Source organism: Psychromarinibacter halotolerans (genome assembly GCF_029168315.1).
Taxonomy (GTDB): Bacteria; Pseudomonadota; Alphaproteobacteria; order Rhodobacterales; family Rhodobacteraceae; genus Psychromarinibacter; species Psychromarinibacter halotolerans.
On record NZ_JARGYD010000014.1, the window covers coordinates 1 to 11,500 of the forward strand.

8 protein-coding genes and 2 pseudogenes are annotated in these 11,500 nt (G+C 63.8%); 5 read left to right on the forward strand and 5 right to left on the reverse strand.

Features of this window, described 5'->3' with window-relative positions:
- Positions 1-324 precede the first annotated feature (324 nt).
- Positions 325-2,232: a TRAP transporter permease gene (locus P1K30_RS21965; protein ID WP_089849673.1), complete on the reverse strand. Its 1,908-nt coding sequence runs from the start codon at positions 2,230-2,232 to the stop codon at positions 325-327.
- Positions 2,229-3,212: a TAXI family TRAP transporter solute-binding subunit gene (locus tag P1K30_RS21970; protein ID WP_018065884.1), complete on the reverse strand. Its 984-nt coding sequence runs from the start codon at positions 3,210-3,212 to the stop codon at positions 2,229-2,231. The genes P1K30_RS21965 and P1K30_RS21970 overlap by 4 nt, the downstream gene beginning before the upstream one ends.
- A gap of 433 nt (positions 3,213-3,645) precedes the next feature.
- Between P1K30_RS21970 and P1K30_RS21975 the strand changes: the two are divergent.
- From P1K30_RS21975 to P1K30_RS21985, 3 genes and pseudogenes are all read left to right on the forward strand, one after another.
- Positions 3,646-4,673 (forward strand): annotated as a pseudogene (locus P1K30_RS21975) (IS110 family RNA-guided transposase).
- 312 nt (positions 4,674-4,985) lie between these two features.
- Positions 4,986-5,917, forward strand: a pseudogene (locus P1K30_RS21980) (IS5 family transposase).
- 78 nt (positions 5,918-5,995) lie between these two features.
- A complete protein-coding gene (locus tag P1K30_RS21985) occupies positions 5,996-7,507 on the forward strand; it encodes a hypothetical protein (RefSeq protein WP_235940238.1) in 1,512 nt (503 codons plus the stop codon).
- Positions 7,508-7,937: 430 nt separating this feature from the next.
- Here the strand turns inward: P1K30_RS21985 and P1K30_RS21990 are convergent, their stop codons facing one another.
- Positions 7,938-8,870, reverse strand: coding sequence for an IS5-like element ISRhba5 family transposase (locus P1K30_RS21990; protein ID WP_007803217.1), 933 nt, complete (start codon positions 8,868-8,870; stop codon positions 7,938-7,940).
- Between the two features lie 109 nt (positions 8,871-8,979).
- Between P1K30_RS21990 and P1K30_RS21995 the strand changes: the two genes are divergently transcribed.
- Together P1K30_RS21995 and P1K30_RS22000 are read left to right on the forward strand one after the other, a co-directional pair.
- A complete protein-coding gene (locus P1K30_RS21995; RefSeq protein ID WP_275634938.1) occupies positions 8,980-9,300 on the forward strand; it encodes a hypothetical protein in 321 nt (106 codons plus the stop codon).
- Positions 9,301-9,537: 237 nt separating this feature from the next.
- Positions 9,538-10,380: a hypothetical protein gene (locus P1K30_RS22000; protein ID WP_018065890.1), complete on the forward strand. Its 843-nt coding sequence runs from the start codon at positions 9,538-9,540 to the stop codon at positions 10,378-10,380.
- Between the two features lie 58 nt (positions 10,381-10,438).
- On the opposite strand, the gene P1K30_RS22005 is transcribed toward P1K30_RS22000, so the two are convergent.
- Positions 10,439-11,008, reverse strand: a complete 570-nt coding sequence (locus P1K30_RS22005) for a PIN domain-containing protein (RefSeq protein ID WP_007803220.1) — start codon at positions 11,006-11,008, stop codon at positions 10,439-10,441.
- Positions 11,005-11,469 carry an excisionase family DNA-binding protein gene (locus tag P1K30_RS22010; protein ID WP_007803221.1) on the reverse strand — a complete coding sequence of 155 codons (465 nt, stop codon included), beginning with the start codon at positions 11,467-11,469 and terminating at the stop codon, positions 11,005-11,007. Before P1K30_RS22010 ends, P1K30_RS22005 begins: the two co-directional genes overlap by 4 nt.
- Positions 11,470-11,500: the final 31 nt, after the last annotated feature.

Here is an 11,500-nt window from a genome sequence, read left to right on the forward strand (position 1 = left end):
TGTAATCCGTACGTCCATGGCAGCCCCACACGCAAAGAACTCACCTTAGCACGGGCCGCAACGACGAAGATGACCCCCATGTTTTGTCCACTCCCAGGGCCGCGTGGCCAGCACCAGGACGATAAGCGCGGGATAGACGGCCAGCATGCTGACCGCCCAGCGCTTCCAGAACTTCGGTTGTTGCGGCGGCACGGCGGAGGGGCTCTGCGTCGTGAGTCGCTCTGCGGTCTGGGTCGGATGGGTCACGTCGGTCTCTCTTGCAAAAGGACGCGCGGCCCGGAGGGGTCCGGGCCGCGCGATCTGTTAGGCTGCGCCAGGGTGGCATCAGCCGGCGGCGTTCTGTTGCACGCTGGCCCGGCGCCCCGCCACCAGGTGCCGTGCCAACATGGCTGCCCCGAGCGCGATGCCCGCGACCGCGAGCAGCTGGAAGGGCGCGACCGCCGCAACCGCACTGCCTAGCAGAAGTACCCGCTCCGCCGGCGATACCGGCTTGCTGGCGAAGGCCTCGACCGCGGTGGCCACGGACAGCGTGGCAATCACGCCCCCAACCACGGCCAAAGTATTCGACAGCGGGTCGGCCAGCAGCATCAGTGCCGGGTTCCAGACGAAGGCGAAGGGCAGCATGAAGCCGATCGAGGCCAGTTTCACCGAGGTGAAGGCGATCTTGAACGGGTCTTCATGCGCAATCGCCGCCGCCGACAGGGCCGCCACCGCAATCGGCGGGGTCAGCGCCGAGAGAACGGCAAAGTACAGCAGGAACATGTGGCTCTGCAGCACCGGATAGCCCAGTTGCGCCAGCGCCGGACCGACCAGCACGGCAGCCAGGATGTAGGCGCTCGGGGTCGGCATGCCGAGACCCAGGATGATCGTCACGACAGCGGCGATAACCAGCGTCAGGATCGGCTGCGAGTTGCTAATCACCAGGATCAGGTTCGCGGCCTTCATACCCAGCCCCGTCATCGACAGGCCCCCGATCACCAGACCCGCGGCGGCACAGGCGCCAGCCACCGGCAGGATGCGCAGCGTGGTCTCGCCCAAGCCCTCGATCACCTGCCACGGCGACAGGCGCGTCGCCTTCAGCAGCGTCGAGGCGATGATGACACCCATCACGCCGATCCCGGCGGTGAAGGTCGGAGAATAGCCCGAGAGCAGCGCCACCACGATGCCGATGATCGGCAGCAGGAAGACCCAGCCCGTGCGGAACGTCTGCGCTACGGTCGGCATCTCGTCCTCGGACGGGCGCAGGTCTTCGCGCACGGCGCGCAGGTGGACCTGACTAAAGACGCCGAGGTAGTAGAGCAGTGCGGGCACCACGGCGGCGACGACCACCGCCTTGTAATCCACGCCGGTATATTCGGCGAGAATGAAAGCGGCCGACCCCATCACCGGAGGCATCGCGCTGCCCCCCGTCGAGGCCGCGACCTCGACCGCGCCGGCGAAGCGCGCGCTGTAGCCCAGTCGCTTCATCACCGGGATGGTGATCGAGCCCGTCGCCACCACGTCCGAGGTCGGGCTGCCCGACATCGTGCCGTAGAGCCCTGAGGAAATCACCGCGATCTTCGCCGGACCGCCGCGGGTGCGCCCGGTCAGAAGCGCCGCGAGGTTGAAGAAGAACTCGCCCCCACCCGCTTTCGACAGAAAAGTGCCGAACATCACGAACAGGAAGACGTAGCTGGCGACCACCTGGATCGGCACCCCGAACACGCCATCCGTGGTGAAGACCAAGATATCGAGCAGGTAGGTGAAATCGTCGACGCCATGCCCGAAGGGCGGCGGCAGCAGGTAGCCGAACCAGTTGTACGCCAGGAAGGCCACGACCACGATGGTAAGTCCCATGCCCGTGGTCCGGCGCGTCGCTTCGAGGGTCAGGAGCAGTAGCGAGATGCCGAAGAAGAGCTGCGCGGGCGTGAACGGATCCAGCAGGCTGATGCGGTCCGCAATGGCGGTGGCGTTCACGAAGAAGAAGATGCCCGCTGCCAGGCTGAGCAGCGACAGGGCGATATCATAGAACGGGATGCGGTCGGGAGCGTTCGGCGTGGCACCGATCGCCGCGAACATGATCGCGTAGATCCCCGAAACGAAGAGGATGCCCAGAACTAGCGGATCCGAGATGGTGAAGAGGTTGGCGTAGATCACCCAGGCCGAGAAGATCGCGGCCACCACGACGATGGCCCGTTGCTGGCCGGCCGCAAGATCCCTCCTGCGGCCAGTGGAGACGAGTGTCCCGATCATTGCGACAGCCCTGCCTCACTGTAGGCACGGGCGGCGCCGGGGTGGAACTCGAGCACGCTGGGCGTGGCGAGCAACTCGGGCGTCAGGGATTGCATCGCGCTGTGAACCGCGCGCACCTCGTCGATGTTGGTGATTAGGGCGTTGGTCAAGGCATAGGCGTCGTCGTCGCTCATCGCGTCGGTCGCGGCCAGCAGCGCCCCCAGCGTCACGGTGTTCACGTCCGCCTGCTGGTTCGAATAGCTGCCAGCGGGAATGACCATCTGGCCGGTGCCGAAGCGCTCGTTGGTGGCGTCGATGACCTCCTGCGGGACCGACAGCAGCACAACGTCAGCATTCGTGTCCACCGCGCGAAACGACGAGTGGTTGATGAAGATGCCGTTGGTAATCATGTCGAGCCGTCCGTCCTGCAGCAGCTCGCCCTGCTCATTGGCGCCGGCGCGCACGAACTGGCCGCCAGCTTCGGCCAGGGATTCGTCGGTCACCCCCACCAGCTCGAACATCATCAGCGCGATGTTCGAGGTGATGTTCCCCGAGCGATTGATGCCGATGCGGATCGGCGCGCCGCTGCCGGCGATGTCGTCCAGGCTGTCGATGCCGTATTGCTCGGCCATCGAGCGGTCGAGGAAGAAGTGCATCGGCGCCCAGTTGTACATGTAGCCGATGGCCCGCATGTTCGTGATCGGCCCGCGGAAGGGCTCTTCGCCTCCCAGCGCGAGCTGCGCCTCGGCGTCGTGCACCAGGCCCAGATCCGTGCGCCCGGCGCCCAGCAGGCCGATGTTGGCGAACCCGCCGCCCGTAGCCTGATAGGTCACCACGGCCGAGGTGTCCGCCACCTGCGCGGCGCGGTCGATGCCGGCGCCCAGCAGCGACCAAAGGCCGCCCGGGTTCCCGCCTGAAAGAGTGAGGTTGAGCGATTGGCCGTGACCAGCCGTCGCCGAGACGGCGAGGCCGGCAGCCATCGCGATTGCAGTGAAACGCATAATCATGTCCTCCCGTTTGGCCCTGCGTCGCGCCCCTCTCCCGTCCGACATCCGGAACACGGGGGCCGGATCGGTGGTTTGCGAAACATAGCTTAGACATCTATCTTTAAAGCCCTCGCTAGGAGATTGTCAACGATTAGATACCAAAGCTTGCTATCCCCCCACTCAAGCTCGACGCGGAAGGCGTTACGGTCCCCCGCGGCGCTGGAAACCGGGTAATGCCGACACTCACGAAGGCAACATACATCATGACGAAGACCCTGTGCGGGCGGGCGCCCTCGCCCATCCTGCAGCAGCACTATTGCGCCTACCGGTGCTACGACGCCGAGGCGGGCCGCGCATTTCATGAGGATTTGCGGCTTTGATGGTGTGCCCCCCCGACGGCATCGATGTGCCAAGGTGGGTCTGCAAGGATCCACAAAGGAGAGCGGTCATGTCGGAGATTATCACGGTCGGGCTCGATCTGGCGAAGAATGTGTTTCAGGTCCACGGTGCCGACGCTACGGGCCGGGCGGTGCTGCGCAAGAAGCTGCGAAGAGATCAGGTCTGGCATTCTTTGGACAGCTGCCGGCCTGCGTCGTCGCGATGGAAGCCTGCGGTGGCGCCCATTTCTGGGGGCGCGAGATCGGGAAGATCGGGCATGACGTGCGGTTGGTCCCACCCGCCTACGTGAAGCCATTCGTGAAGCGCCAGAAGAATGATATGGCTGATGCCGAGGCGATCTGCGAGGCGGCGACGCGCCCGACGATGCGCTTCGTGCCGGTGAAGAGCGAGGAGACCCAAGGCGCGGCGATGGTCTTTCGCATCCGCGAGTTGCTTATCCGGCAGCGAACCCAGACCATCAATGCCCTGCGCGGGCATCTGGGCGAGTTCGGAATGATCGTTCCGCAGCGCGCGGCCAACATGTCGAAGCTGATTGCCATTGTGGAAGACCCGGAAAGCGGTCTGCCTGCCGATGCCATCCCCACGCTCAAGGTGTTGGTGGCGTCACTCGCCCATCTCGGAGCGGAAATCGGCAAGCTCGATGCCGAGATCGCCCGGTGTGCCAAGGAGAATGAGGTGGCGCGGCGCCTGATGACAGTCCCGGGGATAGGTCCTCTGATTGCCACGGCCATAGCGGTTCTGGCTCCGCCCCCCGAGACGTTCCGCAAAGCGCGCGACTTCGCGGCCTGGCTCGGGCTCACGCCCCGTCAGCATTCCACAGGAGGCAAGCAGCGTCTCGGGGCCAACACGAAGATGGGCGAACGGTCGTTGCGGCGATTGCTGATCATCGGGGCCAACAGCGTCATCATCAAGCGGCATGTTCATGCCGCTGCCCGGCCGGGCACATGGCTTGGCGAGATGCTGACGCGCAAGCCGCCGATGCTGGTGCGGGTCGCGCTGGCGAACAAAATGGCGCGGATCGTCTGGGCGCTGATGGCCCGAGGCGGCGCCTACCAGTCTCCGACCGCTGCGGCGTAAGCCGTCACTGGTCGCGAGGACGTCGGAGCGGAAGAGGGCAAGGAGACGTTTGGCGCACGGTCGTGAGACGGGATCGGGAGGACCAGAGCGCAACAGAGTGCCATCGAGCACGCGGCTTTGATCTGGACCCGACCTGCGAACACCATACGGGCCCGCGGCGTGATGATGGCCGCAACAGAGGCCGGATACATGTCAGCACCCGACACCGCGCGAAACTGATCCAGAAACCCTCTTGCGCAAGGGGCGGTTATACATGTTGCGCAAATGCTGTGAAGGTTTCACCTTGCGAATCCAGTCTGTTAGTCAGGCTGCATGAGCAGACCCATACCCCCGACCTACAAGACCAGGAACTGGCCAGCCTACAATGAAGCAGTCAAGCGCCGGGGCTCGCTGACGATCTGGTTTGACCCCGAGATGAGCTGGGATGCCGCGCCGACAGGCAGGCGTGGCCGCCAGCAGACCTACAGCGATGCCGCTATCCAGACGTGCCTCTCGATGAAAGTGCTGTTCGGCATGGCGCTCCGGCAGACGACCGGGTTCGTCGAGAGCCTGCTACGGCTGGTCGGCCTGAACTGGACGGTGCCCGACTTCAGCACGCTATCTCGCCGCCAGAAGACCTTGGCCGTGAACATCCCCTACCGCGGCTCCAAGGGGCCGTTGCACCTGCTGATCGACAGCACCGGGATCAAGGTCGAAGGTGAAGGCGAGTGGCACGCACGCAAGCATGGCGGCCCGAAACGGCGCGTCTGGCGCAAGCTCCACCTTGGGATCGATGAAGAAACGTTGGAGATCCGGGCCGTCGAAGTCACCGGGAGCCACATCGGTGATGCGCCCATCCTACCCACCTTCTCGACCAAATCCCGCAGGACCAGGAAATCGGTAGCGTTACGGCTGATGGCGCCTACGACACGCGCAAATGCCACGATGCGATTGCAGATCGCGGTGCCCATGCCGTCATCCCGCCCCGCAAGAACGCGAAGCCCTGGAAGACGATCACCGCCGGAGCCGTGGCGCGAAATGAGGCCCTGCGCGCGGCGAAATACCTGGGCCGCGCGCTCTGGCGACGATGGAGTGGATACCACCGCCGAAGCCGCGTCGAGACAAAGATGCATTGTATCAAGTTGCTGGGCCAGCGGCTCATGGCACGGGACTTCGACCGACAGGTCGCCGAACTCCAGGTCCGCATCGCCGTCCTGAACGGCTACACCGCGCTCGGAATACCCGTCACGGAAGCTGTGGGATAAGTCCGTCCGGGGAAAGGGGAACCTCGGCCTTAAGCCGATTTGTGCATCAGAGCCCTTGACACTAATAATTAGCTATCTATGTTTTTTCCCGGCGATGGTTCCCCGGAAGAGGAGCCGGATTTCATCGCTGCATCAAACTGGAGGAAATTCATGTCACGGACAGCCAATTTGGCCGGCCCGCGTTCGCGGACCGGAATGGTGGTGCTTTGCCTCGCTCTGACCGCGGGCTTCGCCCCGCTCGCGTCGGCGCAGGAGCAGCCCGCCTTCAACGAACATGCGGGAACCCTGCCGGACGGGACGGCATGGCTGATCCGCGTGCCCGAGAACTGGAATGGTCGACTACTCAGGGATCTGGATTTCGCCAGCAACGTTTCGGTCGCGTCAGCGGTCCAGCGGTATGACGACCTGCTCGGTCGTGGCTATGCCTTCGCCGGGCTCGCCCGGCACCCGCTGCGCCTGTGGCAATACGATCCGCAGCGTGAAATCCTGAATCTACAAGCTGTTCAGGACATTTTCACGGACCTGGAGCGCGCTCCTGACATGGTGCTGCAATACGGCTGTTCTGGCGGAGGGCTCGACAGCCTCGCTTCGGCCGAGGATTACCCGGACAGGATCGACGGTGCCGCCGTGCTTGCCGCCCATACGCCGGTCTGGATCATGAGCAGTTTCCTGGATGGCTGGTTCGCCATGCAGACCCTGCTGGGCGAAAGCTATGAGGCCGCTGGGCACGGTCCGGCCAGCGATCTCGCCATCGTCGGCCTGCCCAATGCCGGAGCGGGTGGCGAGCGCAGCCTTGACGCGATCCGTGCGTCCTGGATGGCCGCCATCGAAACGGCGGGCGAAAGCCCGGAGGGCCGCGCGCGGCTGGCGCTTGCCTTCGCCATCGGACAGTGGTCGCCGTGGATGGTCGAGGGGACCGAACTACCCGACACCGCGGATGCCGGCGCCATGGCCGACATGATCGTGGCCTCGGCGCTGCGCATCGGCGGTAATGTTGGCGGGTCCTCGCGGCTTCTGTTCGAAAACGCCGCATCGGGGCAGCAACTTTCCGGGAACGAGGGGGTCGACTATGCCGCCTTCTACCAGAATGCCGCACCCGCGATGGCGCGGACGGTTGAGGCGCTCTACGAACAGGCCGGTTTGGACCTTCAGGCCGACATTGCCAGGATCGACGCCGCCCCCCGCATCGCGGCCTCGGATTATGCGCGCGATTTCTGGGCCGCAGACGGGCGCACGACGACCGGCGATCTGCAGGTTCCGGCGATCCGCATCCACATGCTGGGCGACTGGGCCATTCCCTACACGCTGATGGAAGGCTACGGCGCGCTGGTGCAGGAGCAGGGTACCGGCGATCTGTATCGGCAGTCGCTGGTCCAGGGCACGGGCCATTGCGAGTTCACGGCTGCCGAAAGCACGGCCATCGTCGAGACCCTGGTCGAACGGATCGAAACGGGCGCCTGGCCCGAGACATCGCCCGAGGCGCTGAACGCCGCAGCCGAGGCGCTGGAAACCGGGAGCGCCCCCCGGTTCATCGAACACGGTGATTGGCGCGTGGCAGCCTATAACCGGCCCTGGGTTCCGGCAGAATGAGCCGATGGGGAACTGGCGCTGCGCCGGTTCCCCCACAGGTCCGGTGGCGCAAGTCATTGGTGGACCGTCGCCAACGCGCAGTGGGCATCTCTGGCGAGGGCAAGTGTTCCCATGTCTGGACGACCCCTGCTGCGCAAGCTGGGAATTGACGCGCCTATGCCGAAAGCAGTCATGTCTACGGCCTTTGTGGTGCGGTCTAGCCGCTGGCCCAGATGAAGTCCGCGGATCGGGTCCCAATCAAAATTGCGCGCTTTCTGCGCCTTGACCCCCTGGGGTGTCCCGATCCCCGGTTCGACCGGTTTGTCATCTCTTCTCAGCTTCACGCATTCCGTCAGCGGTTCCGCGCTCAGGAGACAGGGGCCGCGTAGATCTCGTTGGCGTTGTTGCAGAAAGTCGGCCTGAGTTGTGAGTGCCCCTTTCCCATTCAGTTTCATGCCACGCGGACGACGTGGGCGGTGCCGAGCGCGTTGAAGCGATTGACAAGGGCGACCCGGATGTGGATTTCGGCGGTTTGGCGATCTGGATCCCGCGCGGCGATGCGCTCACCGAAGGCCTTCAGGCATCGCATCTTGGCCTCCACTCGGCTACGGGCGTGGTATCCGGTCCACCGCTTCCAGAATGCCCGACCGTAGTGACGCGTGGCGCGCAGGGTTTCGTTGCGCGCCTTGGCAGCCGGGCAGTCCTCTTTCCAAGCTCGACCGTTCCTTCGGGTCGGTATGATTGCCGTGCCACCGCGTGCGATGACGGCGCCGTGGCAGCGGCGGGTATCGTAGGCACCATCCGCGGTCACGGTGCCGATGTCCTCGTCCTCGGGGATCTGGCCCAACAGGTCCGGCAGGACTGGGCTGTCGCCTTCCCGGCTAGGGGTGAACTCGACGGCCCGGATATCCGAGGTGGCGATATCCATCGCCAGATGCACCTTGCGCCATTGGCGGCGGCCCTGAACGCCATGCTTGCGGGCCTGCCATTCGCCGTCGCCAAGAAACTTGATGCCGGTGCTGTCCACCAGAAGATTCAGCGGCCCTTCGGCACGGCGATAGGGGATCTGCACCTTGAGGGTCTTCTGTCTGCGGCACAGCGTCGAGTAGTCCGGAACGGGCCAGTCTAGCCCTGCCAGGCGCAGGAGGCTCGCGACCATTCCGGCTGTCTGCCTGAGCGGTAGCTTGAACAGAACCTTGAGCGACAGGCAAAACTGGATCGCGGCATTCGAAAAGACCGGCGGGCGCCCTGGGCGTCCCTCATGCGGCGCGTGCCAGGTCATCTCCTTGTCCAGCCAGATCAGCAGCGATCCGCGCTTCCTGAGCGCATCGTTGTAGCTGGACCAGTTCGTCGTGCGGTAGCGGGCGGGCTTGGGCTTGCTCATGCAGATCGTCTAACCGCATGGATTCCCGATGTGAATCCTTCACCGACTGAGTTCTGCAACAACGCCCGTCCGGCCTGAGATCAGCCTCCCGGATGCGACAGGTCCGTTCGTGTTGGCGCAGGCCGATGAACGCGCCGATATCGACATCTCTGGCAGCGCCTTCGACTTCGTTCGGAGCATCCGCGTCTACCATGTCCAGTTCAGCCAACATCAGGATCGTGACGGTGATTGCATCCGCTACGACTCGACTAGGCTCGGCTCCTACGGTGTGCAGGGCGATTATCGCTGGCAGAGATCGAGCGTGGGAGCTGTTCCACCTGCCTCGCTTCTGCCCCGTCCCGAGCACTGTGGTTGGGTGAGTTATCGCTCGGTCTTCGTCGATTGGCGCGACCATGAAGGAAACTACGGCTTCGAAGAGGTTCGATACTGAACCCCATGCGGGCCAGCGTAGCACTGGCCCGCTCCGATCAACTTGCACCGGAGGCAGTGCATCACCCCAAAAAAGGGAAACGACGCCAGACCGAGAAGCCTGACGCCGCGCTAGAAAAAAACCCCTGAACACGGTCTTTTTAGCGCAGTGTCCGAACCCCTGCAACCAGCAAAGTGTTTTTGCTGGCAAGAATGTTGTTTGCTCTCGACATGGCATCGTCTCTTAGGAGATACGACCATGGAACCAACGACCGGCCTGATCCTCAGGCGAATCACGCAGACAGACCTCTCCGTTTCGGCGCACAAGCTGGCCACGCTCATCCTCGACGGAATTGCGTGGAAGGATGGGTATAACGGCCTGCCCCGCGGCACGGCTGCCTTCACCCTGTCCTCTCTGGCGGCGAAGATGGGCGTCTCGCGCCAGTACCTGAGCGTTCTGCTGAGTGAGCTTGAAACTTCTGAACTGAAGCTTGAGCGCGAGAAATCGAACGGCAAGTTCGCCCCCTGGCTTTTCCGCTTCGCGGCCTTTGACGACGGCGAACAGACCCACGATCTCGTGTCAGGCGGAGGCGACACATCACTATCTAGAGAAGAATCTAACAAAACTATATTCACAGGACAGATCAACATTGACGGTTGCTCGAACGTGTTCCGAACATGCTGGGCCGAGCTGATCAAGGCCGCGAAGAGCGCCCTACCCTGCTGGAACGTCGATACGCAAGTGATCTGGGAACGCTTCCTTGCCTTCAACCGGGCCCGTGGGAACAGCAAGGTTCCGGCCGGTTTCCTGCTCGGCTTCATGCGCCGGTGGCGCACCTCGCTTGGAGAAGCGACGCGCCCACCGGCTCTCCCCGCACCACAGCCGGTTCAAGAGCCACGAGAGCGCGAGCTGCACGAACAGATCAAGGCTGCGCCAAGCTCGAACCGCCAGTTTCACGCGTCAGACCTGTGTCGCGTCATAGGGCAAGCGGCGTACGATGCGCGCATTGTCGCCGTGATCCGGCAGTTCGGTTGCCCGAGGTTCACTGCTACGCTTGCAGTCCACGGGCGTGCAGTCCTGGCGGGCGAAATCTCGCGGTGATGATGGATCGGGTGCCACAACTCTGGCCAGAACGTATTCAGTCAGGGCAGTTCTGGGATCAAAGCAGGTCGGCGAATTGCTCCAGGTCGGCAACCGTGGCGACCAACCCCTGCTGTGTCAGGATCGCGAGATACTCGTCGACGCTTTTGAGCGGATTCTTGAGGCGCGCGCGAACTTTCCGCAGCGCGGAACAGACCAGACCGGGCGCGAGAGACAGTTGGTTCCGGAAAAAGTCGTCAGGGTGTTGGGTCTCGATGCCAAAGGGCGCAAGTGCCGCTGGTGGGAAGTCCTTCAGGTTCTGCGTGACGATCGCGTCACAGCGCCCAACGATTGCCGCCGCCAGAACGTGCCGATCGTCAGGGTCCGGCAGTGTTAGGGCCGGCACCAATGCCTCGTAGCCGGTGACCAGACAGTCGCGTGTGGCCCTGTCCATCAAGTCGCGAGTTCGTTCCAGCGCGGCGCGCTCCCGATGAGGTTCATTGCGCAGAAGCGCATCAATCCACTCCCGATGGATATCGGCCGTCCACTTGGCCTTGAAAAGGTCTGTGACCGCCAACTGCATCAGTGCATCGCGCATCGGCGCGGGATAAAGGACGTTCGCATCGAACAGGACCGTGTACTGGCTCATTTCGAGCGGTAGCCCATGTCCTGCTCTTGAGCGTCGGCGGCCAGTTGATCGAGCGCAGCTTCACGCTCGGTATCGATCGCGGCCTTGTAGGACATCACGTCTTCCATGCGGACGCGGCGATGCTTGCCGACCTTCCGATGCGGTATGGCACCATCCTCGAGCAGCTTGATCAGGAACGGACGCGAGACGTTCAGAACCTCAGCGGCCTGTACGGTCGAGAGTTCGGCGTTCTCGGGGATGATGGTGACCCCCCGCCCCGCTGCCATCGCCTCGAGGATCTCCATGAGCAGCGATACGGCGCCCGCAGGAAGCTCGATCGGCTCCATCTGCTCGGAGTCCGTCACACGAAGTTTCAACGGCGCGCGCGCCTGGGCGAAGCGTGACAATGCCTGGCCAGAGACGCGCGCAATCGCTGCGTCCTGCGGCGTGGGCGGAAGATGTCGGTGTGCCAGCATGTTCATGGTGGTCTCCTCTCCGGTTTCTGTTCTCTAC

Excerpts from the sequence above, each read along its gene's own strand:
- P1K30_RS21965 (WP_089849673.1), bottom strand. The coding sequence starts at position 2,232 with ATGATCGGGACACTCGTCTCCACTGGCCGCAGGAGGGATCTTGCGGCC.
- P1K30_RS21970 (WP_018065884.1), bottom strand. The coding sequence starts at position 3,212 with ATGCGTTTCACTGCAATCGCGATGGCTGCCGGCCTCGCCGTCTCGGCG.
- P1K30_RS21985 (WP_235940238.1), top strand. The coding sequence starts at position 5,996 with ATGTTTTTTCCCGGCGATGGTTCCCCGGAAGAGGAGCCGGATTTCATC.
- P1K30_RS21990 (WP_007803217.1), bottom strand. The coding sequence starts at position 8,870 with ATGAGCAAGCCCAAGCCCGCCCGCTACCGCACGACGAACTGGTCCAGC.
- P1K30_RS22000 (WP_018065890.1), top strand. The coding sequence starts at position 9,538 with ATGGAACCAACGACCGGCCTGATCCTCAGGCGAATCACGCAGACAGAC.
- P1K30_RS22005 (WP_007803220.1), bottom strand. The coding sequence starts at position 11,008 with ATGAGCCAGTACACGGTCCTGTTCGATGCGAACGTCCTTTATCCCGCG.
- P1K30_RS22010 (WP_007803221.1), bottom strand. The coding sequence starts at position 11,469 with ATGAACATGCTGGCACACCGACATCTTCCGCCCACGCCGCAGGACGCA.